This is a genomic window from Bifidobacterium biavatii DSM 23969 (assembly GCF_000741165.1).
Classification (GTDB): Bacteria; Actinomycetota; Actinomycetes; order Actinomycetales; family Bifidobacteriaceae; genus Bifidobacterium; species Bifidobacterium biavatii.
The window spans coordinates 47,296-71,604 of sequence record NZ_JGYN01000013.1 but is presented as its reverse complement, the minus strand read 5'-3'; the positions used below and the strand labels follow the sequence as shown (position 1 = coordinate 71,604).

Here is a 24,309-nt window from a genome sequence, read left to right as displayed (position 1 = left end):
TGCATATGATTAAGACTCTGCTCTACAAGGATGCGACAGCACGATCTTTGCAGATTGCATGCCTGGCGGCCGTGTACTGGGTGATCGTCGTATACGCGGTCGCGTTGATGCCGATCAGCATGGATGAGTCTGGGAACAATCCGTTGAACAATGTAAGCAGCATGACGCTTGCGTCGCAGGCGACGGTGATCATCGCCGCCATTCTGGCGAACATCGAGATCAGGTCGGGCGAAACGATGATGGCGGCACTCATCGCCGGTTCCCGTCGCCGCATGGCCTGTGCCCTGATGGTGGAGAAAGTCGCGATCATTGTCATCGCCGGACTGTTCCTGACCGCGCTAAACACCATTGGCAATGGCATCATCTATGGGATTGGCGATACCGGCCGCCTTGCGTTCCAGTACCTGTTGTTGGCTGTGATGGACGGCATCGCAGCGCTGTCTCTGTCCTTGTTCACGAGGAGCGTGCTGCTCGGCCTATCCGTCTACGTGTTCGTGCCTATGCTGCTCAAACCGTTCATCGTCTACCTGATACCTGCTGCGAATGGACTGTTCTATCCGGCGGCGATACGCGGGGCGACTGCGGTGGACCATTCACTTGCCGGGATACTAGTGCTGATCCTATGGCTGTTTGTCTTTCTGATCATGGGTTATGCGGCGGCATCCAGACGTGCATGTCGTCGGTAGTTGACGTGCCCGCATCACGTCAGCAGGCTGATATAAGATGATTCTCAGAGCCAGCCCTGCGGGGATATGGAAGTTGAGACCGGTGCTCCCGTGATTCACGGGACCCGGTCTCCGCGTATCTACGTCAGTGCAACTTGCTCGTCGATGACCTTGGTGTCGGTGAACAGATTGAAATCCTGTAAGCCCAGTCTGGTGTCCACATATGCTCCAAGAGCCTGATCCGGCAGCCACAGGAGTGGTTCGGCGTCTCCTCGCATATGAGTGATTCTGATTCGCGAGACCACGCCCGTACGTTCCAGTTGCATTCTGTGCGCGTTGTCCGCTTTATTCAGAGCATCGGTTCTTGCTTCCAGAACCAGCTGTTCGACGCCGTAACCTTCAAGGATGGGAAGCAGTCGTTCCAAACACTTGCGACGCGCGCGTTCGTCCTTCATGTGCGTCATCCGTTCGCCGACCACGATGATGTGAAGCGATTCCATTCCCTCCAAGGATTTGATGACCTCGTTCTTGAATCGTGGCGTCATGTCGTGCCAGTGCAGTTTCTTCGCGCCGGCGGGTTTCAACCGCATGAGTTCGCTTCTGATAGAGTCCGGATTTCCCTCGATCAGGGATGCGCCCATCAGATACCAAGGGTGATCCAGATCCTTGTTTCTGATGCTTTCGTCGCCCCAAGCGGTAGACAACATCGTGAACCTCCTGAAAGCGGTGCCGGCAGATAAAGTCATCATGATATCAGACATGACTGCGTATTCGGCCCGTTGCAAGCCTCATTGCAAGACGCTGCAATAGATCGTGACATTCAACGAGGATTCTTTCTCGGACAGCCGGTCATATGCCGTTTCGTGTCGTCTTTGGTTGACAAATGCTCCTCCGATTAGCTTGATCCCGCGTGAGCACTCATCATGGAGGGGTGAAACGCAGCAATACGCAACGGCAGGATTCTCGCAACGGCATGACGGTTTCAGCGGTGGAACGTCGTCAGCAGACCATCATCGGAATGTTGACCGTCGCGATCATCGCCGTTCTGCTGGTCGTGTGCGGTGTTGCGTTGTATCGCAGCATGTCGGTCAATCGCTCCGCGACGGAGGACGCCCCACAATCGGAACAGGCCGCACATGACGCCCTGCGCAGGGTCAAGGTCAAGCCGTCGCTCGCGGACGACCAGGGCGGCATCCTGATCTCCAAGAACGGGTACGGCAGCAGGATCGACGACGTGCCGACCGTCGGCATGTATCTGGAACCGTTGTGCCCGGGTTGCGCGCTGGTGAGCCGTACGCTCGATCCGACGATCAAGAGCATGCTGGATGCGGGGCAGATCAATCTCGACCTGCATTTCATGACGTTCCAGGATTACAAAAGCAGCGACGAGTATTCGACCCGAGCGTTCAACGCGGCCGTCACGATCGCGCAGCAGGACCCAAACCCCGACCATCTGCTCGGATATCTGATGAACATCTACGCGCAAGACTTTCAGCCCGGCGAACTCGGCGAATACCGCAGCGTGACCGACGACCGGCTCAAACAGCAGGCGCTCGACGCCGGCGTAGACAAGGCAACAGTGGACAAAGCTTTCGATGGCCAATACCGGTACCGGGCATGGCTGAAGGCGGCGGACGACTATACGATCCTTCGGCCGGAACTCTATGCGCCGGGCAAGAGCGGCTTCTCCACGCCCACCGTCACGATCAACGATCGTCGCTGGCAGATGGACGGCAGTGATCTGAAAGGCAGCTTCCTCACCGCCGTCGGTTTGGATGAGAACGAAGTCGGCGATCCGACAGCCAAGCCAAAAATCTGATTGCAACACGATTGAATCGCAGCTGATGAAGCCGATTCATACCGATACCGGCGACCCCTCGAACGATGGCAACCAATTACCGTGCGAGGTTCTCTCTGATCGCGTGTAATGCGTCAGCACACTGCATGGCCAGCGGCGGCACCAAAGGCAGGAAGTATCGGCTGTTGATGCCGACGACGCCGGCCTGCCCGGTCAGCGTGAACTGCGTCCATATCGCTACATACACCAGCGTCACGCATCCCATGATCGTCGTCCACGACATCAGCCAGAACAGCAGACGTTGCCGATCACGTCTCCATACGATGACGGTCAACATCAAGGCCGCAAGCGCGAGCATCCAGAACAGGAATAGCAGTGGCGGCTCCCACCATGACCAGCCCTGCAAACGGACGATACTGTAGAACATCCGCGGCAGGAACCTGTGCGGGGCAGCCAGCAGTTCCCGTTGCCGTCGCAGCACCTCGTCGTACGGAACACGAGACGGGTTCGTAGCGAACCCGGTCCCAAACTTTAACCATGTCAGCAACAACATAACCGACAACACGCACCCGGCGACGAGGATAAGCCGTGAACGCATGGGCATGCGGCGATGAGTGATTATCAGCATCAAAGCCATGAGCAGGCACGGTGCATATGCGAACTTCGACAACGCCAATATCCCGGTCAGGCCGATCAGCAGCACGCAGTCGCCGGCTTCGAGCCGGTCGGCTTGCAGGCAGCGGATCAGCATGCAGGTCAACGGCAGAGACAGTGCGACCACTGTCGAGTCGGGAGAGAACATGAACGAATCAGGCAACGCCAAACACACAGCCAACAACCCGGCCAACATCCGAAACCAACGCGACGAAGGAATCCCGGCCAGCACACGCAAACCGATCCACACGGCCATGAGATAGACGGCCAACTGAAATACTTCGGCGAGATAGAACTGCCATGTCACATTCAGATGCAGCAGCCGTCCGACAACGAAGGCGGACAGCTGAGGCAGGTACGCGATCGGCGGGTACACGGCGGTGTTATCAAACGGCACCTCGCTGCGATGCCCATCATTAACGGTGATGGACGCAGCATCAACCAAGCCGGATACATAATGACGGTCATTGGCCAGCGAGAACGCGATTACGTCATCATTGACCCAGCCGCCTGTGTTGTGCGCCGCGTTGGGATGATAGTCGGACATCGCCCGTACCGGGCGGGCGATTACGTCGCCGTTGAGCATCGCGTCCACCCGGTACACGTGCGCCCACACGTCCGGCGTCGACCCCGGAGGCACGGTCACGATGCCCAGCACTCCGCACAACAGCACCAGCACAAGAACGATGACCGGCGTTCGACCTTGACACGACCGGTTAACGTGATCATTCGGATACGGATTCATGACAAACCACCACAGGATTCCGCGACCGGCACCATGCCGGACGGATTCCATGATGACCATATGCTGGCGATTCACGCCAATCGAAGCGGAATCCGTCATCTTTAGACGACAGCGTGATCGGGTTCGCGGAACTGTTGCGCACTCCACGCCCGCCGATCAACCGTCCCGAAGCGGTGGAACTGGCCTCATTGTCCGTGCTGGCCGACCGGCATCGGCACGGCGTCGGGCGCATGCTGGTCGAGGCCGGCAAACAATCCATCGGCAACGACCGACTCGCGCTGTGGATTGCCGGGTTCAACGACAACGCGCAGGGCTTCTACCGGCACATCGAATTCCACGAGACCGGCCGCACCCAGACCGAGGACATGGGACCGGAACTCGAAATGATTAACTACTGACAAGTTCTGGTGGAACTGTAAGAGTCATCAAGCATAGAGCTATGAGCGAATGGCACATATCTCTAGCATCTTTGATGCAGATGGCCGCATCAATACATGAAGGATCTATCTTCGGAAGGCTCATAACGTCTGCTCGAATCTCCAGCATTGGAGTGATCAATAAGACGATCAAGGATTCCTGAATTTGGCGGCTGCTCATAGTCGGCGATATGGTCTGTCGATGCAACTGACTCCGTAACAATAACGGCAACAGACTCGGGCTGTGATTCCGGTTCAATCGGGATCACAGCCGTCTCGGATGTTTGTGGCCTAGCGTCATCTACCGTCGCACCGGCATCGGTCAATGGTTCAAACAATGCGCTGAGTTGCCGCTGTGTGAGCCCGAACTGCTCGCCGATCCCACGGCGCGATACCCCGTAGTCGCGGGTGTAGTCCTGGACTAACGGTCGTGCGGTGTCCAATGCTCTGGTGAAATCGGTGAGCGCGTCGTACAGCGCCGCGGTGCGATTCTCCCGTTCCTTGAGCTGTGCCTTGTATTCTTCAAGTGATTTGCGTACCCAGTCGGCGCGTTCCTTGCGACGGTTTCCGACGGCCATTCTCGCCTCCTTTGGCTGTGTGCTCGATGTCGCAGCGTGATTATCCTTGCGTGACCATCAGCGCTGTGATGATGCGGTTCAATCGCCGGTATCGGCGTTAGGAATCGAGGTTAGTCATGGCATGTTCAGGTGGTGGTCCCGGATTGTTTTTTGAGTCAGGTCAGGGAATAGCAAGCATTGCAACCGTACGTACGGTTGCGCGGATTCCCTGTCGGTCATCCGCCGCGGGACACCCGCGACCCGATAGGCGATGGCCATGAGCTGGCAAGACTCGCACCCCAATCGCTGCCGTCGCAAGACGGTCACGTTCACTCCCGACGAGTGGGCCGAGGCGAACCGTTTCTACCAGCGGGTGAAACGATCACGCGGCGGAGTCCTGTCGTTCTCGGCCCATGCCCGTGCGCTGCTGATCGACGCGCATACGGTCGTGGTCACGGTCGCGCTGGACCCCGGCATGGTTCGCGCGGACATGGCGCGTATAGGCAACAACATCAACCAGATCGCCCATGTGGCGAACGCGACAGGGCTGATCACGAGCGGCGATATGACGCGCGTGCTGGACAGCCAGCGCGAACTGACGGCGTTGCTGCTGCGCATGTGCCGGGAGCGTGACGAAGCGGTGGAGGCGGCGCGATGGCGGTCGTCAACATGAGTCAGATCACCGTCACTCTGCACAAGGCGATCGCCTATATCGCCAATCCCGATAAGACCGAGCATGGCGCTTTGGTCTCGGCGAACTTCAGCGACGATGCAACGAACCCCGCGGAGTTGGCGCGGCGCATGATGGACACGGTCGAACAGTCGGTCGGCGGGAATCGAGCCAACGGCGTGATTGCGCATCATGTGATCCAATCGTTCAGTCCAGAGGACAGTCGACGCATGACCGCGCGGGAACTGCACGAATTGGGTGTGCGGTTCGCCGATGCGTTCACCGGCGGCGAATACCGGTACGTGATCGCCACGCACGTCGATCGCGGACACACGCATAACCACATCATCATCTGTGCAACCAGTGACGTGACATTCCATAAGATGCGCACCAAACCGGGAGCGACGATACGCAGACTGCGCGAGATCAGCGACCGGCTGTGCCGGGAAACCGGACTGAACGTGCTGCCCGAACTGAAACCGGCGCGAGAGCGACGCCGTCATGGCGTGAGCTTCGCGGAACTGTATGCGTCGGCGAAAGGCGACGCGATCAAGGATCGTATTCGCGCCGCGATCGACACGGCCGCAGGCGCCTCCACCGATTTCGATTCGTTCGCACGCGAGTTGAACAGCGCCGGCGTGACGGTCGTCGTGCGCGGCCGGCACTTGACGTTCACGGACATGGCGAGCGGGCTGCGTGTACGCGACGTGAAACTGGGACGCGCCTACGACGAGCCGAACGTTATGGCCCGCATCGGCCGGCATACGGTTATGCCGATCAGCTTCAACCGTCGGATGATCGCCGAACAAACCGACAACGCGGTACGCGTATGGCTGCCCGGCACGAGACGACGACTGCTGATTACGATTCCGTTGACGCGGATCGTGCGCGACGGGGACACGTATCGCGCGTACCTGCCGGCGGCATCGCAGCAGGTCGTCACGGGCCGGCGAGGCCGTTACGTCAAGCAGATGCGTGCGGAAGACCTGTACGGGTACTTCTCCCGTCCGCCCATGCTGCTGGAGCCAGTCGTACGCGAGCGGATGCCGGTCACGGTCGGCAAATCGGATGCGCAGCGCCGCTGGTACGCGATGCAGGCACGTCGACTCGATGAACTGCACCAGCTGGCAAATGAGCTGAATACGGCCAGTCGTCTCGTCGCCGATGGCACCACAGTGGACGATGCGATCGCCGGAACGATGCGTCGCATCGAGGCCGAGCGGGAAGCGTTTCAGGCGGAGTTGGTCGCGGTCTGCGACACGGCCGAAACGGACGGCGACGAACCGCCGTCGGACAAGGCGGTTGTTGAACTGCGGGAGCGTGAACGCAGACTCGACGAGTTGGCTCGCGAACTGGACACGTTGCGTCGCGTGCGCGCTCAGGCCCAGCATGTCAAACAGCGGCGGCATATCCGCCAACCCGAATAGACGACGGTTCATACACGGAAAGGATCAACGATGATCGAGGAACGATTGGAAGACACCGGCAGACAGATTATTATGGGCGTCGGTCGCGCCGGCGGCGGTCTCGCGCTGTGGGTCGGCGAGAAGACCGCCGGCTGGTTTCTGCGATTGGGCGGGCGCGGCTTGTCGGCAATGCGCGGCGTGATCCGGCGAGGCCGCGATACCGGGCGGATGAGCGAGAAACGATTGCAACGCCTGACCGGCGGCGATATTCATGCGATCGAGTTGGAGCGGCATCAGGTGCGTGCAGTGGTACGCAGTCTACGTCGCGCGGGCGTGCGGTATTCGGTGGAGCGTGATAGTCAGTCAACGTGGATTCATTTCGAGGGGCGTGATCTCGATCATGTGACGCACGCGGTACGACGTGCACTGCAGGATGTCGGCTATGAGCTGCGGATCGACGGCCGGAGGCCGGTCGAACAACTCGGGAGCAAGGATACGCAGGTGCAGCCGGCAACGGACCCAGGCCGGGATGAACCGCGGGAGCCTACACCGGTGAAACCCGAACAATCATCACCAACGCTTTCCGATGCCGCTCAGTCAGGATCGCGTGTCCCGACCGCAACGGCCGAGCGGCGCGACGAAGCATCCCCGGCAGTCGTGGCGGAACAATCCGCACAGCCGATATCGGACGATGAGCAGCCGCCGCAAACCCCGGTCGTATCATCACCGGCTGCACATGGCGAGACTACGACCACCGCCGATGAGGCCAATCGCCGGACCATGCCAGAACATGCTCCATCGGAACCGCGTGCACCGGTTTCGCCGAAGCCGACGGTGCGATGTGGGGAACGGAAAGTCAGCCGGCGTGACACGCTCGCGGAACTCCGTGCACGGATCGAACGCAAGCTCACCGGCAAGCCGGTGCAACCGGTCGCGACGCGGAAACCTAACCGTTCTCAGAGCAGATAGGGGTTTTCAGGATGGGAACGAAACGATACATGATCGTACGCGGCGAACTCCTCGCCGACCCGGTGTTCACGATCTCCGCCACGGGCAGCGAACTGGTGCAGCTGAGGGTCGGCGTGCGCATGCCGAGCGGTTTGGCCGAGCCAGTAATCATACAAGGCGGCTCCGTAATGCCCTCGTACTGTAAGGCGCAACAACTGGAACAAGGCGACCTGATCGTGGCAAGCGGCTGGACCGACGCCGGCAACACATCCCACGACATCGTCCACACTGAAGTTCGGGTGAACGCGGACATGATCGCCGCTTCCACGTCAATGAACTGGAAGGAACCGTCATGATCGAGCGGAACATGTCAATGACGCTCACACGGCTTGACCGACTGATGTGCGGGGAGCACGAGGCATCCAGCATTGAATGGCACGGAACGAACATGCTCGTCATCGATTGTGTGGATAACTCTGTGGATAACTCTGTGGATAACCTTTGTGGGGTGGCATCTGCGTCAGGCGAAACAATGACGGAAAATACGGGCGCCGGCTCATCGAACGGCGGCCGTCGGATCTCAGTCACACCACTCGCCGCCGAACTGCTGCCGAATGCGACGGAGTCTCAGGCCACGTCCCAACCGAACCAGGATGCTGCATCACTTACCCGTGAGATGGTGCTGGAATCACTAAGGCGTCGCACCAATGAACGGTTACAACGCAAACAGTCGGAGCAGCGTGCGCGACTAATGGAAGGCGCGGTGCGATGAAGCGTTTCCCCGTAATCTGTCTGACGATATTGTCCGCCTGCCTGCTGCTCTACCTCGGCAATCGCGTGTGCCTGCAAGTGCGCGGCGACATGACGGCCGGCCTGTCCATCAGCGAAATCATCGACCGGATGTTCATCGGGATAACGGAACGCCCGCTGTTTCTGTCCCTGCACCAGGTCGATCTTCTTGCCGGACTGGGCGCGGTCGCCGCCGTCGGATTGGCATGGCTGTATCGGTGGTCGATGCGACGTGATCTCCGCGAGGGTGAGGAGCACGGCTCGGCCAAGTGGGGCACGCCGGCCGACATCAAACCGTTCAGGCAAGGCGGCCGGCGAGATCTGCTGATGACCGCAACGGAATCACTGGGCATTGATGGGCGGGTGACGAAACGCAACCTGAACGTGCTGGCGATCGGCTCGTCCGGTTCCGGCAAGACCCGACGGTATGTGCTGCCGAACCTGCGGCAGGCGAACATGTCGTATGCGATCACCGATCCCAAAGGCGAAATACAGAATGAGGTCGGCGAGCTGCTGCGCGGCAAAGGATACGCGATCCATTGTCTGAATCTCATCGATCTTGAACGTTCCGACCGGTTCAATCCGATGCGCTACCTCAACCCGGCCGACCCAGAAGCCGGCATCCTGCGTCTGACGGAAAACATCATCACGAACACGGCCGGAAACAACCGGCAGCCCGGCAACGGCGACGGGTTCTGGGAACGCGCCGAACGCAACCTGTTGAACGCGCTCATCGCATGGGTGCGGTTCTCCGAGGACGAGCCGGATCTGAACCGGGTCACGGACATGCTCGACCGGATGGAAGCCAGCGAAGCGGACGAAACCATGCAATCCGATGTGGATCTCATGTTCGACGCGGCGCGTGAACTCGTCGCCGAATACCATGCAAACCCCGGCCGGCATGACGCCGAATCACGGCAGACGCTGGAAGGCCTGGACTTCGCCGCACGCCAGTACCGCAAATTCCAGCAGGGAGCCGGCGAGACGAAGAAGTCAATCATCATCTCCCTGGGCGTCAGACTCGCCCCATTGCAGGTCGGTAGCGTGCGACGCATCCTGTCCGGCGACGACATGCGGCTGGATGAGATCGCTTTGCGACCGACCGCCGTGTTCCTCGCCCTGCCGGATACGGAGAACACGTTCTCGTTCCTCGCGGCGATCCTCTACCAATGCCTGTTCGAGTCCAACGTGTATCAGGCCGATCATGCGAACATCTCCGACTGTTCGGCGCGGCGATTGCCGGTGCACTGCTTCCTCGACGAGTTTGCGAACGTCGGTCGTATCCCGAACTTCCAGCGGCTCATCGCCACCATCCGCAGCCGGAACATCTCCTGCTCGGTCATCATCCAGAACTACGCGCAGGGCAAGGCCATGTACCGCGATGATTGGGAGACCATCGTCGGCAACTGCGACTCGATGCTCTTCCTTGGCGGTACTGAAACCAGCACGCTCGAATGGGTGTCCAAACGATTGGGCTCCCAGACCATCGACGTCATGGACGACAGTGAAAGCAAGGGCGTCAACGGCTCGTACAGCGTGAGCTGGCGGCGCACCAAGCGCGAGCTCATGCAGCCCGACGAGCTCGGCCTGCTGCCCACCGACGAGTGCATCTACATCCTGCGCGGCGTCCGCCCGTTCCGCAGCCGCAAGATACCGATGTAATGCGCCCTCGTCGCAACATGGCAAGCGGCCACGTCAGCAGTGTTTCTTTGATTCTTTGTTTCTTTACATACATAAATACAGAAAAACTACTGGCCGGCACACTCTATCGGCAGTCGTACGGTGACGGTCAAGCCTCCGTGCGGGTTGGCGTGCAGGTTCATGGTGCCGTGGTGGAGTCGGACGATTTCGTCGCAGATGGATAGGCCGAGCCCGTGGTTGGGTGTGCCGTGTCGGTTGCTGATTCTGCTGTCCGGTCCGCGGTTGAATGTGGCGAGCAGTTCCGTCGGGTCGATCTGGGTGAGGTCTTTGCCGGTGTTGGCGATGGTGAGCGTCGCGTAGTCGTTGCCGTTGCCGTCGTCATGGTTGGTTGCGGTGGTGATGCCGATGCTGCCGCCGGGTATGTTGTGTTGCGCGGCGTTGAGGATGAGGTTCGTGGCCAGTTGGTTGATGAGCATGCGGTCCGCCGATAGTGTTGCGGGCATGAGCGATGTCGTTACCGTCAGTGGGGCAAGGGCGTCATGCTCCTTGCCGAGAACATCCAAGACGATGTCGGCGAGATCGATGCTGGTGAGGTCCGTGTGGTCGAGGTGTTGGATGCGGGCGAGTTCGAGCAGTCGGAGCACGAGCGCCGTTCCGCTGCGGTTGGCATCGAGCGCCTTTTGCACGAATGGGCGGGTCGCGTCGTCGAACAGTCCCGCGTCGAGTGGTATTTCGAGGGCGGCCGAGGTGGCGGCGAGCGGGTTCTTCAGTTCGTGGGATGCGTTGGCGATGAACTGTTGCTCCCGTTCGATGGCATCGTTCAGATCGTGGAGCATGGCGTTATAGGCGTGGACTATGGTCGTGGCCTCGTCGTTGCGTTCCGGGATGCTGACGGCGTGGCGTGCGGATAGTGGCCCGTCCGCGTTCGTGATCTGCTTGGCCACCGTGTTGATGCGCTTCTGGCTGTTGGTGGCTATGGTCCAGGTGAGGATGGCCGCCAGCACGCCGAACGTGAGGATCGGCGCGATGGTCGTGGCGAGCATGAGATCACGCGTCCGGTTGTCGCCCGCCGTCGCCTTGAGCGACAGTCCGTCTCCCCTGTCCTGGTTGACGTGAATGGACGTGTAGCCGGAATCGTCGCCGTCGGGATCGTGCGATGACGGCTGGCGGAGCGACTCGTCCGCGGTGTCGGAGTCCATGCTCGTGTCGATGCCGCCGACCGTTATGGTGGACAGCTGCCGGTCCACGATGAGGAATGTGCCGGTGGTGACGGCGGCCGTCAGCAGCAGGAACGCGATGATGATCGTGGCGGTCAGACGGCTTCGCGTCGACCATTGCGAGGGGCGGAGAATGCGCGGCCGCGGCTTGCGTGTGGTGTGCTGCCGGCTCATGGTATGCGGTATCCCTGTCCGGGTACGGTCTCGATGAGGTTCGGGTCGCCGATCTTGGACCGTAGCGTGTACACGGTGCTTTTGACGATGCTTTTCGCATGCGCGTGGTCGTCCTGCCAGACCTCGTCGTACAGCCGGTCGACGCCGACCACCGCGCCGTGCGCCTCCACCAGCATGCGCAGCACGGCGAGCTCGCGTTGGCCGAATCGCAGTGGTTCGCCGTTCATGCTGATGTCGCCGGTGTGGAAATCGGCCCGGAAGCCGCCCCGCACGAACGGTCCCGTATCGGCCAGACCGAGTCGGCGTTGGACGGCTTCGACGCGGGCGAGCAGTTCCGCGTACGCGAACGGCTTGGTCAGGTAGTCGTCCGCGCCCAGTCCCAGGCCTTGCACGATGTCGTTGGTGCGGGAAGCGGCGGTGAGCATGAGGATGTGGACGGGGTCATGTCGCGCCCGCAGCCGCCGGCAGATCTCGTCGCCGTGCACGCCGGGCAGGTCACGGTCGAGGATCAGCAGATCCCACCGGCTGTCGTCCAGTTCGTCGATCGCGTCACGTCCGTCGTAGATGACCGTCGTGTCGAAGCCCTTCATGCGCAAGCCCATGCCGACCACGTCGGCGAGGTTCACGTTGTCTTCGACGACCAGCACGCGCATCGACGTCTCCTTTCCGGTTGGTTGGTTGCGGCACATCATATCGGCCGTGGCGAACGAGGTCGGAAATCGGTCAAAAACGGTCGGAACCGGGTCGGAACCGCCAAATCCCATCGAACCGGCTTCTACGGTGTGTTCCCGTCAAGTCAATGTTCAAACGAAAGGAGCACATCATCATGCTGTCGAAGCGGATGCTGCGCGTGGCTGCGGCTGCCGGTGTGTTGTCGGTGGTGTTGGGTTTGGGGGCGTGTTCGATGCCGGGTTCCGGGAATGCCGGCTCGTCGGATGGGGGTTCCTCCTCGTCTTCGTCGTCTTCCGGATCGTCGTCGTATGAGGCGGAGTTGAAGCAGGCGTTGCAGTCGGCGTCGAGCGATTTCGAGCGCGGGGTGTTGGAGCGCGCGGTCAAGGCGGGCAGGATCAGCGAGTCGGATTACCGCGAGGCGAACGAGAAGTACCAGGAGTGCATGGCCGCCAAGGGCGATGACGTGGAGTTCGACACGGACCAGTCCACCGGGTTGATGCAGGAGCACATGAACACGGACGATAATTACGATTCGGCCAAGGCGAACGAGGACAGCATGGCGTGCGCGAAGGGCACGAACCTGCAGATCCGCGACCTGTACGAGCGGATGGTGCAGAACCCGTCGAACGCGGACGAGATCGAACTTGTCGTGGGGTGTCTGAAACGACGCAAGCTGGTGCCTGATTCGTTCACGAAGCAGGATTACCTGACCGAGATGGGCAAGCCCGAGGGGTCGTCGAAGCTGGACACGTCGTCGGACGCGTTCTCCCAGTGCCTGGCGAACCCGGGCAAGTAGAGGAGGGGTGATGCTCGTGTTTCGATCGGGAAAGAACAGCGCCCGCACGCGTCGGCGGGTGAACGGCGTGGGGTTCGTGGCGGCGTGCATGGCCGCGTGTCTGGCGGCGGGCATGGGCCTGGCCGTGGGGTTGGAGCGGACGGTGACGCCGCCGTCCCTGTCGGCTTCCACGGATGCGGGGAGTCTCGTGTTGGGGTCGGAGGAGTTCGACGACGCGCGTTCCCTGAACGTGGACGTGACGGCGTCGCCGGCCAGCGGGGTCGCGTTCCCGGTGTCGGGCAGGGTCACGTTCGCGTCGTGTCCCGCGGACGGGGTGGTGCGTTCGGGGTCGCACGAGTACGACGTGGACGGTACGCCGCTGATGAGCCTGCACACGGACACGCCCCTGTATCGTGATCTGGCGTACGGGGACAAGGGCGACGACGTGACGGCGTTGCAGGACGAGCTGGCCGCGCTCGGCTACGGCGGCTCTCGGTCGGGCGTGTTCGACTGGGCCACGTGGGACGCGTGGCGGCGCCTGTACGCGGCGAACGCCGGCACGGCCGCGGCGGCGGCCCGAGTCCAGCAGGGCGCGTTCTCCCGCGCGTTGGCGGTGTGGTTGCCCGCGCAGGCGATGAGCGTGTCGTGCGCGGCGTCGCTGGGTTCGACCGTGACCGGCGATTCGACGGATTCGCCCGCGTTCCGCGGCCTGGCCGGGGTTGCGTCGGTCAAGGCCGCGTCCCTGCCGGACGACCGCATCCAAGGTGATCGCGTGGTCGAGATCAACGGCAAGGACTATCCCATCGGCGACGACGGCATCGTGTCGGACACGGCCGCGTTGCAGGCGATGGCGGGATGGTCCACGTACACGGGCGCGCGCAAGGACGGCGAGGACACTACGAGCGTGACCGTGACCTACAAGCTCAAAAAGCCGATCGGCGTGTACTCGGTGCCCGCGTCCGCCCTCACCGGGCTTAAGGGCAGCGACGGATGCGTGGTGGCGACCGACGGCACGAGCGTCAAGGCGCACGTGGCCGGCAGCTCATTGGGTCGCACGCTGGTCACGATCGACGGCAAGGCTCCCGCGCGCATCAAGGCCGATCCGGGACAGGCGGCGTGCGATGCGCGTTGACCTCGACCACGTCGGCCACCGGTACGCCGACGGTCCGCTCCTGTTCCACGATCTGACCGCGAGCCTCGTGCCCGGACACGTGTACGCGTTGACCGGGCCGAGCGGCGCGGGCAAGTCCACGCTGCTCGGCATCATTGCCGGCTGGACCACGCCCGCCGCAGGCCAGGTGACCCGACAGGGCATCGAATCGATGCGCTGGATCTTCCAGAACCCGCACGGCGTGGCCCAACGCACCGCGATCGACCACGTCAGCCTGCCCCTGCTCGCCAAGGGGCTCCCGCGCCGCGAGGCCGAGGAACGGGCGCGCACGCTCATGGACCGGTTCAACCTGACCCGGGTCGCCGACCGCAGGTTCGCGGAACTGTCCGGCGGCGAGGCCCAGCGCCTCATGCTCGCCCGCGCGTTCGCGGCCCAGCCCTCGCTCATGCTCGTGGACGAGCCCACCGCCCAGCTCGACATGCACACCGCGGCCACGGTCAGCGAATCCCTCTCCCGTATCGCCCGCAACGACACGATCGTCGTGGTCTCCACCCACGACCCGAACACGCGCGACGCGTGCACCGACATCATCGACCTGAAGAACTACCAATGAACCACACCACGATGAAAGCAACCTCCGTCATCTCCGAGGCATGGCGCTCCATCACCAGCGGCGCCGCCCGCCTCGCCCCGGCCGTCCTCGCTCTGGCCCTGACCGCCGCCGGCATGGGCGTCATGGACATCGCCGCCGGCTCGACCATCCTTAATCAGGCAAGCGCATACCGGCAATCCGGGGCCGACATCCTCGTGCTCAACGCGCCCGACGGCATCGACGCGGCATCCTGCGAACGCCTCACCAGCCTCACGAACGTCCAAGCCGCCGGAGCGATCCGTACGACGGACCCGCTCACCCTCGCCGCACTGCCCGACACCACCACACCCCTCTACCAGATCACCCCCGGACTGGCCAGACTCCTCGACACGAAACAGGACACGAACACGACCGGACTGATCGCCTCCCAACAAGTCGCCGAAACGCTCGGCACCTCCACCGGTGGCACGATCGGCCTCGCCGACGGGCGCACCGCGCACGTCAAGGGCGTCTACCAATACCCCGACGACGGACGCACCCCCGGATACGCGTACGCGCTCATGGAGGAAACACCCGCCACCGGCACGTTCGACGCCTGCTGGGCCAAGACCTGGCCGCAAACCAGCCAGACCCGCAACGCCCTATGGTCCACCCTCACCCCGAACGCGAAAACCACCGGCGACGACGCACCCACCCTCGGCCAGCTCAACACCACCAAAGGCGACGGCTTCGACGGACAAACCCTCTACCGGCAACGCTCCACACGCATCCTGCCCGCCTGCGGCGCGCTCATCGCCCTCGCCATCGGCTACCTCCTCATACGCGGCCGCCGGCTCGAAATCGCCTCCGCACTGCACTGCGGCGTCCCCAAACCCGCACTCGCCACGCAGATCATCATCGAAACCGGCATCACCATCCTGCTCGCCACCGCCATCAGCCTGCCCATCGACATGACCGCCGCCAGACTCCTCATCGACACCACCGACCGAACCGCCATCACCCTCAACGCCATACAAACCACCATCACCACCAACACCGCCTACCTACTCGCCACCACCATCACCACCCTCCACATCAAAGAACGACACCTTTTCACCTACTTCAAAGAACGCTGACAGGTTAGGTTCCAGTGTCTCCCCAGTGAATTCGTCCCGCCACGCCGATTTTTGGATTGTCTGGCGGAGGTGTGTATCTTAGTGCTGTTGCCCCTTTAGCTCAACGGTTAGAGCAGCATCCTTTTAAGTTGTGGGTTGTGGGTTCGAATCCCACAGGGGGCACAGTTCAACCCTTGGAAGCCAATGTTTCCAAGGGTTTTTCTGTTTCTGCACGACTCATTGAAAGCAAGAATGCCGGCTCAAGGAGCCGGCATTCCGAAGTCACAGACGGGACTCACCCCGTCCAGGCATATTTAATCGTACCAGAAAAACTGTCTTGAAGAAACCTCTGAGCGGGTGGCTTTGTCACTTGGCAGAAAGGATCGTGTTCAATTCTCTGGCAGCGCGACGTAGCGCCGCCGTATCTATCCAGTTTTGTGTGAACGCGGGGTTGATTGAGTTCAACAGGGACATGGACGTACCGATGATTTTGTTGACATTGCGCGCTTCCTTGTACAGGTTGTCGTAATGCGCTTCGTTGTTTCGTACCCTACGGATGTACTGCAGCCCAAGAGAGGTTTTGATGCGTCCAGTTTCCCCATCAGACGCATAAGGAAAAGCATTCCGAGTGGCTGTCATCCACAGCTCTTGCTGGTCCAAAGTCTTTTCGCTGGTTTCCGGGTTGCCTATCAGCTTAACCCAAGTGCCCCACATCAACTGGGAGAGCACGTCGTCATGGATGACTTCCGCATTAGCACGGTGACTACCACGGCGTACTCGCTGACGAGCATCGGCTCGTGCACGATCATTGGCATCATGAAGTGTTCCTCGGATGAGTCTGTTGACCAGATCCGGGGCGTTGCCCGGAAGACACCAGTCCTGTGATCCTTTTTCCCGGAAGGACAGTTCGCGTAGTTGGCGATCCAGTGTGTTGCGCACAGCAAGCTCCACATAGCCAAGCTGCGAATGGAGTATGCCGGCGAATCGTTGGTTCCACTGGCATAAGGCTATGGCAAGATCAACATCGCCGGCGGCATCATCAAGATAACGTCCAAAACGAGCCTGACCAAGCAGTGCCGCTCCCTCATCAGCCCGATTGCGGCGCTCCAGATCCGTTCCTGAAGAGGTATGGCTGGAGCCATCACTACTTTGCGCATTATCTATTGCGTCGGACCTGACCATATCTGACCTCCAGATTCGATGTGATGATAAATATCAAGGATAGCGTCACCTTCGGCGCCTCCTGCCATGTCCAGATATTGTGACGATCCGCTGGGCAAAGGTAAACCGTCGGCATATCGGGGATATGCCGACGGTCTGGATGGATTAACTTGCGTTGGCGTGGGGTCGGGAATGGCCGCTTGCGTTTGCATGAAACGTGACGGTTGGTGCCGGGTCGGGACGCGGGGTTGCGTTCGCGTTTGCATGTGATCCCGTGCCTGCTGTCAGAGGCTGCCATCCCGGTTGGGTAGGCGATCTGTTTGCTGGCCGGGAACGTTCCACGAGGGTGCTGGCTGCGGCGTGGACGGCTGGTACTGCGGCTGCTGTGGCTGCGTCGGTGCCGTCGCCTGTTGCTGCGTGGACTGTTGCTGTGCGGACTGTCGTTCGCGTTCCTCTTGCTCGCGTTGTTCCCGCTGCCGTTCCGCTTCCTCAGCTTTTGCCTGCTGCGATTCGACCGTCGCGGCAAGGTCGGCGATTTGGCGTACGGCTGCGATGGCATCGGCCAGGTTCTCCTCGGTGACGGTTTTGTCGCGCCATGTGTCGGCAAGCTGATTGAGCCGTGCATGTTCGTCGGATTCCGGCGCTTCGCGCAGCTTGTCGGCTCGGCCGATCGCCTCGCCGAGGGTCTCGGACGTCTGACTGGTCGTGTCGTCTAGCGCCGTAGCGTATGAGGCTTCCAGCTGTTTGGTGAGCGCTTCCATGTGTTCGATGTCCTGATCGTCCATAGCCTGTTCAAGCTGGCTGGGGTCGATTCGATCGGCGATGGGACTGCGCCTGATGCGTTCGAGCAGCGCCTTTGCGACCGTCATTGCATCATGCAGACGTTCTGCTTGCCTACGTTCGTTGTCCGCCTGCGTCGGTTGTTGGATAGTCGGTGCGACATGATTCGTCGCGGTGATGACGCGAACGCCCGCGATCATGCCGCCGACCAGCAGCAGCGCGGCCAATCCGACCACCGCCGGTTTGACGGCGTTTTCCGGCAATCGTGGCGCGAACCGACCGCTGTCGGCACCGGGATACCCGTCATCGTTCTCGTCATCGTTGCGGTCATGGCATCCGTCCGGTCCGAGGTTCAGAGGCATGGCATCGGCGGCATTATGAGCGATGTTGGCCGTGGAGCCTTCGCATCGTCGCGGCGGAGCATCCATACCGAGGACTTGGGTCGCGCCCGGATCTTCGTCATCGATGGCGGGGAAGCTGGACGGGCCGAGATTAAACGGTACGTCGGTCATGATCTTGTTCCTTTCCGTGACGCGTGGCCGGTTACAGGGCGTCGGTGTCGGGAACGTAGGCGCGTTCCCTGTCGTGGCTGATGATCTTGCTGGCCTTGTAGCCGTCACGGTCGAAGTCCGCGTAGTAGACCTCCCAGATCACGCCGGACTCGGTCTCGACCACGCATGCGGCCGCGTCGTCGTTGATGGCGACCTTCACGTAGCCGTTGCCAAGCGAACCGGCGTCGTCGTGGCGTATGCGTTCGACCGGTATCTGCAGGCCTTCCGCGTCCTCGGTGAACAGGTCGCTCAGGTTCCGGTCGCGGTCGTCCCGGTCGGAAACGTACGCCTGCACGGCGAGCGGCGCCATCAGCACGCACGCTTCGTCCGTGCGGTAGACGTCGATCCTCTGCCCGTTGACCGTCGTATCCGATTTCGGTTCGACCGTCCGGTTTTGATCGTTGCGCACGACGATCGGGGCGACCGTATGCCGTGCGGGCATGAGCGTGCGCAGACATGCCGCTCCGAGCAGGATGACTGGAATGAGCGCGACCGTGACAATGATGATCAGATTGCGTTTGGGGTCTCGATTGTTCATGGATGCTCCTTTGCATGATGTGGTTCGGTCAGTGGATGAAGTCGATGTTCGCCCGGTTGTCCGCGAGCTGCTGCGCGGTGAGCGTGCGCAGGGTGACGCGGGCTGCTGCGGCGCCGCTTTCGGAGATGATGATGTCGCCGTCTTCGTTGACTTCCTCGACGATGGCGACGTGCCCGTAGTAGTCGTCGGCGCCGAGCGTGCCCGCTTGGAAGACCATGACGTCTCCGGGGCGGGGAGCCTTGTCGATCGGATAACCGAACCGTTCGGCGCTGGCACGCCACATGTGCCCGTCGCCCATCCACGGGTCGACGGGCTTGCCGATCTGCTCGCGTCGGGACGCGCCCCACCATGTGCACTGCCAGCGCTCGTACGAGACGATTTCGGGCAGGTTCATCGCGTCCACGTTCACGGCCGAATCGTCGCCGTTCATGACCAATGGCGGTTCCAGCGAGCCGATCACGCTGCCGGTGACGGAACAGTCGCCGCCGGCGCAGCCCTGCTGCGTGGCGTTGAAGCCGGGCAGCCATGACAGGAGCGCCATGAGCGTCGCGAGCACCATGATCGCGGCCGTCGCCAATAGGAACACCGGCATGCCGACCGCGCCCGTCACGGCCGAAACGACGGATGCCATGATCCTGCGCGCGCCGTCGACGGCCGCCCGCATGAGATTGGACAAGCCGTCCGCCGCCTTCGCCACTCCCTTGGCGGTATTTCTGGTGCCACGCGTCGCGGAACCCGTGGAGCCGGGCGTGAATCTGGACAATGGCGACGCGAAACGTATGCCTCCGGCCGTTCCGTGCGCCGTGTTCCCCGCACGGCGCATCCCGCCTGTTGTTCCGGATTGCGCGAGCCGGCGTGCGACGCCGCGGGTGCTGCCGGGCGGCGTGCTCAGCGTGGCAGTGGGGCTCGGAGCCGTGCCGGATGACGACGTGACAGGCGTATGACGAGCCGGACCGTTCATGATCGGCCCGCCGTCTGCCGGTTCCGCGAAGACATCCAAGGTCGGTTCGGCATCGGCGATATCGTTCAATGGCTCCGTCGTGGTCGTCGGTCGCCGAACATGTTGCCCGCCGCGTCTGCCGGTGTTTGGTACAAGTCGGCCGGCGGAACGCAGCCCTTGCCCGACATCAAGGATCGCGTCAGCCGGGTCGATACCGTTTTCCTCATGCTCGTCCGTTGTCTCTGTCGCGGTTTGCATGGTGTTGCGGCCGAGCGCGGCGGCGTCGCCGGCGAGCCTGACCGTGGTCGAGCGCAGTCGGCCCGTCAGTCCTTCGCCTTCGCGGATGCGGCCGGTGTATGAGGTGAGCTTGCCGGCGGTGCCGGTCCGAGGGTCCATGAGTTCGACCATCAGGTCTCCCCGAATTTCGTGGTGAACAGCCGGTAGAGCGTGGAATCGGTCGGGATGCGCCCGTCGAACGGGATGAACGCCTCACCGGCCTTGAGCAGGCCCTCGCCGGGGCGTGCGCCGCCCAACCGTTCCTTCAGTTCGGGCGACAGATGCCACATGTCGGCCAGTTTCGCCGCGTCGGTGGGCGTCTGGTTCATGAGCAGCAGGAACGCGGAGTTGGCGAGCATGAACCGCGCCTCCTTGCTGGCGAGCAGTTCCTCGATGTTCTGGGTGACGCCGGTCATGCCGAGACCCCATTTGCGGGCGCGTTTGAACATGTCGAGGAACTGTTCGGACGCGTACCTGTTGGAGAACATGCGGTGGAACTCGTCCACATAGATCCAGGTGCGCCGGTCCGCTTTCCGGTTGCGGGCGACCTGGTTCCACAGATGGTCGAGAACGACCATCATCCCGAACGTCTTCAATTCGCCTTCCAACGCGGCCACGTCGAACACGGTGAACCGGTTGGACGTGTCCACGGTGGTCTGGCCGGCGAAGCCCGACAGGCTGCCGAGCGTATACGATTCGAGGCTCAGCGCCAGCCCCCGCGCCTCCGGCTCGCTGCTGGCCACGAGCCTGCGATGCAGGTCGGCCAAGGTGGGTTGCGGCAGGGAGGGATTGTTGCGGTATTCGCGGTACAGCCCCAGTGTGCACCGGTCCACGATGGAGCGTTCCGCGGCGTTCAGCCCGTCGGAGCCGCCGATGAGCGCGCCGATCATGGAGATGACCGCGTTCGCCTTCGTGCGGATCGGGTCGCCGTCCAGTGTGGCGTCGAGCGTGATGTCCATCGGGTTGATGCGGTCGGCGGAACCGGCGCTGACGATCACCCTCGCGCCGTGCAGCGCCTCGCACAGGGGCGCGTACTCATGTTCGGGGTCGACGATGATCAGATCGTCGTCGGGCCGTGACAGGAACAAGGCGGTCATTTCGGCCTTCGCGGCCTGCGATTTGCCGCTTCCGGTGGTGCCGAGCACGAACCCGTTCGCGTTGATCGTGGTGCGGGTGCGGTCGACCATGAGCGCGTTGCCGCTGCGCGCGTTGACCCCATAGAACACGCCTTGCTCGTCCATGATCTCCTGATTCGTGAAAGGCATCATGATCGCTGCGCTGCTCGTGGTCAGCGTGCGTCGCATCGGCAGCGGGTTCACGCCCAACGGCAGGCTTGCGTTCAACCCGTCGAGCTGCATGCAGGCGAGGGTTTCGGCCGTGCAGGAGAGCTTGCGGCAGGCGGCGAGCACGTCCTTGACCCGCTGGTCAAGCAGCGGGCGTGTGGGGGCCGAGACCGTGACCGCCGCCAGCGCCTCCACGAGCCGTTCGTTCGACCGGCGCATCTCGTCGCGAAGATTATGCGCCTCCTCCAACGAGTCGCGCAGGTCGGCGGGCAGTTCGTCGGCGGGAATGTGCCGGCGCATGTTCCTGCGGCGCTCCTCCAGGCGTTGCATGTCCATTTCGGCGATCTTGCGGTCCACCAGTTCCGCGCCGACGCTGCGATCGTACGGCGCGAGATGAATCGACACCGTGCCTTCGGTCTTCAAACCGGTCAGTTCGGCGATCAGCCGGTCGGACATGATCGGCGGGAAGTCGCGTATCCACAACGTCGAGCGCAGCGTGTCGCCCGCGGCGTTCGACAGTCGCAATACGCGCGCGTCCGTCGCGTCCACGCACCACGGCGTGACGAAGTCCTTCGACGTGGCGCGGCCGGATTCGACCAGCTTGTCGTCGTAGCGGAACGGTTCGCCCGGACGCAGCAGCAGGGCCAGCAGGCGCAGTCGTTCGCCTCGGCCGAGCGGCGTGATCTTGCATCCGTCCAACGTGGAAAGCTGGCTTTCGGACGTTTTGACAAGTCGGTTCAGCGTGGCCTGCGCGCGTTCCGGGTCCTCTTCCGTGATCGTGATCGTCAGGTATTTGTCGGTGACCGCGTTGCGGGAGCGTTCTCCGAGCTTGGCGAGCATGATCCGGTTCGATTCCGCGCGCAGCGCGTCGAACGGGCCGCCGTCCAATCGCATACCGACCATCGACATCACGTCATGGGCGTCGAGCGTGCGCGTCACGCAGGTGACCTGCAGCCGGGTGGAGCCGTCGAACGTGTTCAGGAACTCCGCCCACGCGTTGATGAGCTGCGCCTGCCGTTCGCGCGTGGCCGTCTCATAGTTGATGTCGGACATGCGCACGGTCACGCTCCACCGGTCGTCGCCCAGATACGCGATCCCGTTGGAGAGCATCGCCTCGTAGCCGATCAGCTCCTTCGCCGTGCGATACCCTCGCTCCCGCCGCCGGCGAATCCTGCGCCCCTGCCTGTCTGCCGGTTTGCGTCGTGCCATGATCATCCGTCCTTTCGTTCGCGTATGGCCTTCCTGCCTCGTTTTCGCTCCCGTCGGCGAGGCCGTGCGGGCCCGTCGATGAAATACCGTTGCTGTCCGAACCGGCATGCGATCACGTATCCGAACCAGACCTCCGGTTTCAGCCCCTTCGGGCGCAGCCAACCCCATGCGGCCAACGGCAGGTTCACGAGGAACACCACGTACTGGCCTATGTCGGGGAGCCCGAGCAGGCGCCAGAACACGAGCCACACGCCCGTCGACAGGCAGCCCATCATCGCGGCCGCGGCGAGCTGCCGCCAGCTCATGCCCCACATGACCCGCGCCTCGGTGGCCGTGATCTCCTTGTAGATCCTGATCTCCAACGCCATCGCCGCCGCCTTCCCTGATCTCGCGTCTATTCGCCGAACACGGCCTTGGCGGTGGCCGAGGACACTATGACCAGACAGCCGAGCATGATCGCCCCCAACAGCAGCGTGCCGAAGTTCGCGATGATGTACTGCCACAGGTCGCCGCCGTCCACATAGCCGTCGAGCCGCAGCGCCTCGCCGACGAACGTGCGGTACAGGATCACGCCGACCGTCAGGGTGATCGCCTGGAACGAGACCTGCCCGTAGCGTTTCAGATAGCCGACGCCCATCATGCGCGTATGCTCCGAGGCCATGAACACGATCGGCAGCGACGCGAAACAGGTCAGCATGTAGATCTGCATGAACCGCATGTACACGACCGCCAGCAGCACCACGCCGGCGATCTGCGAGGCGATGAACGGGATCAATACCAGCACCATGAGCCCGCTCTGGCCGATGAGGCCGGCATCCTCGATCGCGGAGCGCATCTGATCGCCCAGCAGTTGCGTCTCGCTGCCGGGCGCGGCAGCGAGCACGCCCGACGCGGCGGACACGATCTGCGAGACGACCGCGTCGATGCCCTGCAGGATCAGCGCCGCATTGGACGCGAACAGGAGCACGAGCGCGCATTTGAGCAGCACGCCGCCGATGATCTTCACGCCCAGTTCGCGGTCGCCGTCCGCGCGGGTCGCCGCGCGGGCCAGTTCCAGCGTGAACACGATGCTGGCGATGGTGGCGGACACCGGTTTGACCGCGCTCGTATGCACCGATCCCGCCATGCCGTACAGACTCGCGTTGAACTCGGCCGGCCCCAATGCGAGCCGGTCGAGTATGCTGCCGTCAATGCCGCCGCCGATCGCGTTGAGCATGTTCACGCACGGTTCCACCAAGTCCGCCATGATCAAACCTCCCGTTCCATACGGTCATCCGCTGCCGATTGGGTGTTCGATGAACAATGAAGGTTCAGAAGCTGAGGTTGGCGAACAGGGCGGCCGCGGCGATGATGACCGCGCCGCCGACCAGCTGCCATATGCCGGACTGGGTTTGCGGGCCGGAATGGTCCTTCAAACCTCCGGCCAGGGTGATCGCACCCCATACGCTCCAGATGCCGCCGCCCAGCAGCGCGGCCTTCTGCAGCAGTTCGAGAATCGTGGTGATCGTGTCCATGACGGCTCCTTTGCGGTGATGGGACTCAACGGTGAGTGGACGGCCGTTCGGTGTTGTCGAAAGCCGGACGGCCTTGGCGACGGGATGCCGCCGACCCTGTCTGACGGTCGACGGCATCCCCGTAGGAACCGTT

At 62.3% G+C, this 24,309-nt stretch carries 25 protein-coding genes, 1 tRNA gene and 1 pseudogene; 14 read left to right on the top strand and 13 right to left on the bottom strand.

The genetic code is table 11. From position 1 onward, the window contains the following. Positions 1-5: 5 nt before the first annotated feature. The gene (locus tag BBIA_RS05650) at positions 6-686 is read left to right on the top strand and encodes a hypothetical protein (protein WP_033494367.1); all 681 of its coding nucleotides are present in this window, start codon (positions 6-8) and stop codon (positions 684-686) included. Between the two features lie 119 nt (positions 687-805). Here BBIA_RS05650 and BBIA_RS05645 read toward each other — a convergent pair whose 3' ends face one another. Further along, entirely contained in the window at positions 806-1,426 is a 621-nt protein-coding gene (locus tag BBIA_RS05645) for a hypothetical protein (RefSeq protein ID WP_051923832.1), read from the bottom strand. Between the two features lie 170 nt (positions 1,427-1,596). Here BBIA_RS05645 and BBIA_RS05640 point away from each other — a divergent pair, with 170 nt between their 5' ends. After that, positions 1,597-2,484, top strand: a complete 888-nt coding sequence (locus BBIA_RS05640) for a DsbA family protein (RefSeq protein ID WP_051923831.1) — start codon at positions 1,597-1,599, stop codon at positions 2,482-2,484. Positions 2,485-2,560: 76 nt separating this feature from the next. Here BBIA_RS05640 and BBIA_RS13315 read toward each other — a convergent pair whose 3' ends face one another. Next, positions 2,561-3,961 (bottom strand): DUF2142 domain-containing protein, encoded by a 1,401-nt coding sequence (locus BBIA_RS13315; RefSeq protein ID WP_081892084.1) that lies wholly within the window; start codon positions 3,959-3,961, stop codon positions 2,561-2,563. A gap of 5 nt (positions 3,962-3,966) precedes the next feature. On the opposite strand from BBIA_RS13315, the pseudogene BBIA_RS05630 reads away from it, so the two are divergent. After that, positions 3,967-4,260 (top strand): annotated as a pseudogene (locus BBIA_RS05630) (GNAT family N-acetyltransferase); the annotation flags it as partial. A gap of 89 nt (positions 4,261-4,349) precedes the next feature. Here the strand turns inward: BBIA_RS05630 and BBIA_RS05625 are convergent. After that, positions 4,350-4,856, bottom strand: a complete 507-nt coding sequence (locus tag BBIA_RS05625) for a hypothetical protein (protein ID WP_033494368.1) — start codon at positions 4,854-4,856, stop codon at positions 4,350-4,352. A 256-nt stretch (positions 4,857-5,112) separates the two neighbouring features. Between BBIA_RS05625 and BBIA_RS05620 the strand changes: the two genes are divergently transcribed. The 6 genes from BBIA_RS05620 to BBIA_RS05595 are packed head-to-tail and all read left to right on the top strand — an operon-like array spanning position 5,113 to position 10,310. Continuing rightward, entirely contained in the window at positions 5,113-5,508 is a 396-nt protein-coding gene (locus tag BBIA_RS05620; protein ID WP_051923829.1) for a MobC family plasmid mobilization relaxosome protein, read from the top strand. After that, positions 5,505-6,932 (top strand): relaxase/mobilization nuclease domain-containing protein, encoded by a 1,428-nt coding sequence (locus BBIA_RS05615; RefSeq protein ID WP_160268250.1) that lies wholly within the window; start codon positions 5,505-5,507, stop codon positions 6,930-6,932. The genes BBIA_RS05620 and BBIA_RS05615 overlap by 4 nt, the downstream gene beginning before the upstream one ends. Positions 6,933-6,962: 30 nt before the next feature. Then, positions 6,963-7,880, top strand: coding sequence for a DUF3801 domain-containing protein (locus tag BBIA_RS05610; protein WP_033494369.1), 918 nt, complete (start codon positions 6,963-6,965; stop codon positions 7,878-7,880). An 11-nt stretch (positions 7,881-7,891) separates the two neighbouring features. Continuing rightward, the gene (locus BBIA_RS05605; protein WP_133119398.1) at positions 7,892-8,215 is read left to right on the top strand and encodes a hypothetical protein; all 324 of its coding nucleotides are present in this window, start codon (positions 7,892-7,894) and stop codon (positions 8,213-8,215) included. After that, a complete protein-coding gene (locus BBIA_RS05600; protein ID WP_033494371.1) occupies positions 8,212-8,631 on the top strand; it encodes a hypothetical protein in 420 nt (139 codons plus the stop codon). The genes BBIA_RS05605 and BBIA_RS05600 overlap by 4 nt, the downstream gene beginning before the upstream one ends. Further along, positions 8,628-10,310 carry a VirD4-like conjugal transfer protein, CD1115 family gene (locus BBIA_RS05595; protein ID WP_033494372.1) on the top strand — a complete coding sequence of 561 codons (1,683 nt, stop codon included), beginning with the start codon at positions 8,628-8,630 and terminating at the stop codon, positions 10,308-10,310. Before BBIA_RS05600 ends, BBIA_RS05595 begins: the two co-directional genes overlap by 4 nt. Positions 10,311-10,396: 86 nt before the next feature. On the opposite strand, the gene BBIA_RS05590 is transcribed toward BBIA_RS05595, so the two are convergent. Together BBIA_RS05590 and BBIA_RS05585 are read right to left on the bottom strand one after the other, a co-directional pair. Next, positions 10,397-11,680 carry a sensor histidine kinase gene (locus tag BBIA_RS05590; RefSeq protein WP_033494373.1) on the bottom strand — a complete coding sequence of 428 codons (1,284 nt, stop codon included), beginning with the start codon at positions 11,678-11,680 and terminating at the stop codon, positions 10,397-10,399. Beyond that, entirely contained in the window at positions 11,677-12,333 is a 657-nt protein-coding gene (locus BBIA_RS05585) for a response regulator transcription factor (protein WP_033494374.1), read from the bottom strand. Before BBIA_RS05585 ends, BBIA_RS05590 begins: the two co-directional genes overlap by 4 nt. A 173-nt stretch (positions 12,334-12,506) precedes the next feature. On the opposite strand from BBIA_RS05585, the gene BBIA_RS05580 reads away from it, so the two are divergent. The 5 genes from BBIA_RS05580 to BBIA_RS05555 all read left to right on the top strand — a co-directional run bounded on the left by BBIA_RS05580 (position 12,507) and on the right by BBIA_RS05555 (position 16,107). Further along, complete coding sequence (locus BBIA_RS05580; protein WP_238548452.1) at positions 12,507-13,148, top strand: hypothetical protein; 642 nt, start codon at positions 12,507-12,509, stop codon at positions 13,146-13,148. Positions 13,149-13,158: 10 nt separating this feature from the next. Continuing rightward, positions 13,159-14,259, top strand: coding sequence for a peptidoglycan-binding domain-containing protein (locus tag BBIA_RS14855; RefSeq protein ID WP_238548451.1), 1,101 nt, complete (start codon positions 13,159-13,161; stop codon positions 14,257-14,259). After that, a complete protein-coding gene (locus BBIA_RS05565) occupies positions 14,249-14,851 on the top strand; it encodes an ATP-binding cassette domain-containing protein (protein WP_033494375.1) in 603 nt (200 codons plus the stop codon). The genes BBIA_RS14855 and BBIA_RS05565 overlap by 11 nt, the downstream gene beginning before the upstream one ends. Then, on the top strand, positions 14,848-15,945 hold the full coding sequence (locus BBIA_RS05560; RefSeq protein WP_033494376.1) for a hypothetical protein: 1,098 nt from the start codon (positions 14,848-14,850) through the stop codon (positions 15,943-15,945). The genes BBIA_RS05565 and BBIA_RS05560 overlap by 4 nt, the downstream gene beginning before the upstream one ends. Positions 15,946-16,034: 89 nt before the next feature. Next, positions 16,035-16,107, top strand: a tRNA-Lys gene (locus BBIA_RS05555). A 183-nt stretch (positions 16,108-16,290) separates the two neighbouring features. Here BBIA_RS05555 and BBIA_RS14200 read toward each other — a convergent pair. The 8 genes from BBIA_RS14200 to BBIA_RS05515 form a co-directional block, all read right to left on the bottom strand. Beyond that, complete coding sequence (locus tag BBIA_RS14200) at positions 16,291-17,106, bottom strand: hypothetical protein (RefSeq protein ID WP_100496521.1); 816 nt, start codon at positions 17,104-17,106, stop codon at positions 16,291-16,293. A gap of 263 nt (positions 17,107-17,369) precedes the next feature. Continuing rightward, positions 17,370-18,377, bottom strand: coding sequence for a hypothetical protein (locus tag BBIA_RS05545; RefSeq protein ID WP_033494377.1), 1,008 nt, complete (start codon positions 18,375-18,377; stop codon positions 17,370-17,372). A gap of 31 nt (positions 18,378-18,408) precedes the next feature. Further along, positions 18,409-18,954: a hypothetical protein gene (locus BBIA_RS05540; protein ID WP_033494378.1), complete on the bottom strand. Its 546-nt coding sequence runs from the start codon at positions 18,952-18,954 to the stop codon at positions 18,409-18,411. 28 nt (positions 18,955-18,982) lie between these two features. After that, positions 18,983-20,302, bottom strand: a complete 1,320-nt coding sequence (locus BBIA_RS13305) for a CHAP domain-containing protein (RefSeq protein WP_051923826.1) — start codon at positions 20,300-20,302, stop codon at positions 18,983-18,985. Continuing rightward, entirely contained in the window at positions 20,302-22,662 is a 2,361-nt protein-coding gene (locus tag BBIA_RS05530) for a VirB4-like conjugal transfer ATPase, CD1110 family (RefSeq protein ID WP_033494423.1), read from the bottom strand. The genes BBIA_RS13305 and BBIA_RS05530 overlap by 1 nt, the downstream gene beginning before the upstream one ends. Before the next feature lie 2 nt (positions 22,663-22,664). Beyond that, positions 22,665-23,030 (bottom strand): PrgI family protein, encoded by a 366-nt coding sequence (locus BBIA_RS14410; protein ID WP_033494379.1) that lies wholly within the window; start codon positions 23,028-23,030, stop codon positions 22,665-22,667. A 26-nt stretch (positions 23,031-23,056) separates the two neighbouring features. Next, on the bottom strand, positions 23,057-23,908 hold the full coding sequence (locus tag BBIA_RS14405; RefSeq protein WP_160268251.1) for a VirB6/TrbL-like conjugal transfer protein, CD1112 family: 852 nt from the start codon (positions 23,906-23,908) through the stop codon (positions 23,057-23,059). Between the two features lie 64 nt (positions 23,909-23,972). Then, the gene (locus BBIA_RS05515) at positions 23,973-24,176 is read right to left on the bottom strand and encodes a hypothetical protein (RefSeq protein ID WP_033494380.1); all 204 of its coding nucleotides are present in this window, start codon (positions 24,174-24,176) and stop codon (positions 23,973-23,975) included. Positions 24,177-24,309: the final 133 nt, after the last annotated feature.

What these genes read in the sequence shown, in the direction of transcription:
- BBIA_RS05650 (WP_033494367.1), top strand. Translation starts at nt 6, where the DNA reads ATGATTAAGACTCTGCTCTACAAGGATGCGACAGCACGATCTTTGCAG.
- BBIA_RS05645 (WP_051923832.1), bottom strand. Translation starts at nt 1,426, where the DNA reads ATGTCTGATATCATGATGACTTTATCTGCCGGCACCGCTTTCAGGAGG.
- BBIA_RS13315 (WP_081892084.1), bottom strand. Translation starts at nt 3,961, where the DNA reads ATGACGGATTCCGCTTCGATTGGCGTGAATCGCCAGCATATGGTCATC.
- BBIA_RS05625 (WP_033494368.1), bottom strand. Translation starts at nt 4,856, where the DNA reads ATGGCCGTCGGAAACCGTCGCAAGGAACGCGCCGACTGGGTACGCAAA.
- BBIA_RS05620 (WP_051923829.1), top strand. Translation starts at nt 5,113, where the DNA reads ATGAGCTGGCAAGACTCGCACCCCAATCGCTGCCGTCGCAAGACGGTC.
- BBIA_RS05615 (WP_160268250.1), top strand. Translation starts at nt 5,505, where the DNA reads ATGAGTCAGATCACCGTCACTCTGCACAAGGCGATCGCCTATATCGCC.
- BBIA_RS05610 (WP_033494369.1), top strand. Translation starts at nt 6,963, where the DNA reads ATGATCGAGGAACGATTGGAAGACACCGGCAGACAGATTATTATGGGC.
- BBIA_RS05605 (WP_133119398.1), top strand. Translation starts at nt 7,892, where the DNA reads ATGGGAACGAAACGATACATGATCGTACGCGGCGAACTCCTCGCCGAC.
- BBIA_RS05600 (WP_033494371.1), top strand. Translation starts at nt 8,212, where the DNA reads ATGATCGAGCGGAACATGTCAATGACGCTCACACGGCTTGACCGACTG.
- BBIA_RS05595 (WP_033494372.1), top strand. Translation starts at nt 8,628, where the DNA reads ATGAAGCGTTTCCCCGTAATCTGTCTGACGATATTGTCCGCCTGCCTG.
- BBIA_RS05590 (WP_033494373.1), bottom strand. Translation starts at nt 11,680, where the DNA reads ATGAGCCGGCAGCACACCACACGCAAGCCGCGGCCGCGCATTCTCCGC.
- BBIA_RS05585 (WP_033494374.1), bottom strand. Translation starts at nt 12,333, where the DNA reads ATGCGCGTGCTGGTCGTCGAAGACAACGTGAACCTCGCCGACGTGGTC.
- BBIA_RS05580 (WP_238548452.1), top strand. Translation starts at nt 12,507, where the DNA reads ATGCTGTCGAAGCGGATGCTGCGCGTGGCTGCGGCTGCCGGTGTGTTG.
- BBIA_RS14855 (WP_238548451.1), top strand. Translation starts at nt 13,159, where the DNA reads ATGCTCGTGTTTCGATCGGGAAAGAACAGCGCCCGCACGCGTCGGCGG.
- BBIA_RS05565 (WP_033494375.1), top strand. Translation starts at nt 14,249, where the DNA reads ATGCGCGTTGACCTCGACCACGTCGGCCACCGGTACGCCGACGGTCCG.
- BBIA_RS05560 (WP_033494376.1), top strand. Translation starts at nt 14,848, where the DNA reads ATGAACCACACCACGATGAAAGCAACCTCCGTCATCTCCGAGGCATGG.
- BBIA_RS14200 (WP_100496521.1), bottom strand. Translation starts at nt 17,106, where the DNA reads ATGGTCAGGTCCGACGCAATAGATAATGCGCAAAGTAGTGATGGCTCC.
- BBIA_RS05545 (WP_033494377.1), bottom strand. Translation starts at nt 18,377, where the DNA reads ATGACCGACGTACCGTTTAATCTCGGCCCGTCCAGCTTCCCCGCCATC.
- BBIA_RS05540 (WP_033494378.1), bottom strand. Translation starts at nt 18,954, where the DNA reads ATGAACAATCGAGACCCCAAACGCAATCTGATCATCATTGTCACGGTC.
- BBIA_RS13305 (WP_051923826.1), bottom strand. Translation starts at nt 20,302, where the DNA reads ATGGTCGAACTCATGGACCCTCGGACCGGCACCGCCGGCAAGCTCACC.
- BBIA_RS05530 (WP_033494423.1), bottom strand. Translation starts at nt 22,662, where the DNA reads ATGGCACGACGCAAACCGGCAGACAGGCAGGGGCGCAGGATTCGCCGG.
- BBIA_RS14410 (WP_033494379.1), bottom strand. Translation starts at nt 23,030, where the DNA reads ATGGCGTTGGAGATCAGGATCTACAAGGAGATCACGGCCACCGAGGCG.
- BBIA_RS14405 (WP_160268251.1), bottom strand. Translation starts at nt 23,908, where the DNA reads ATGGCGGACTTGGTGGAACCGTGCGTGAACATGCTCAACGCGATCGGC.
- BBIA_RS05515 (WP_033494380.1), bottom strand. Translation starts at nt 24,176, where the DNA reads ATGGACACGATCACCACGATTCTCGAACTGCTGCAGAAGGCCGCGCTG.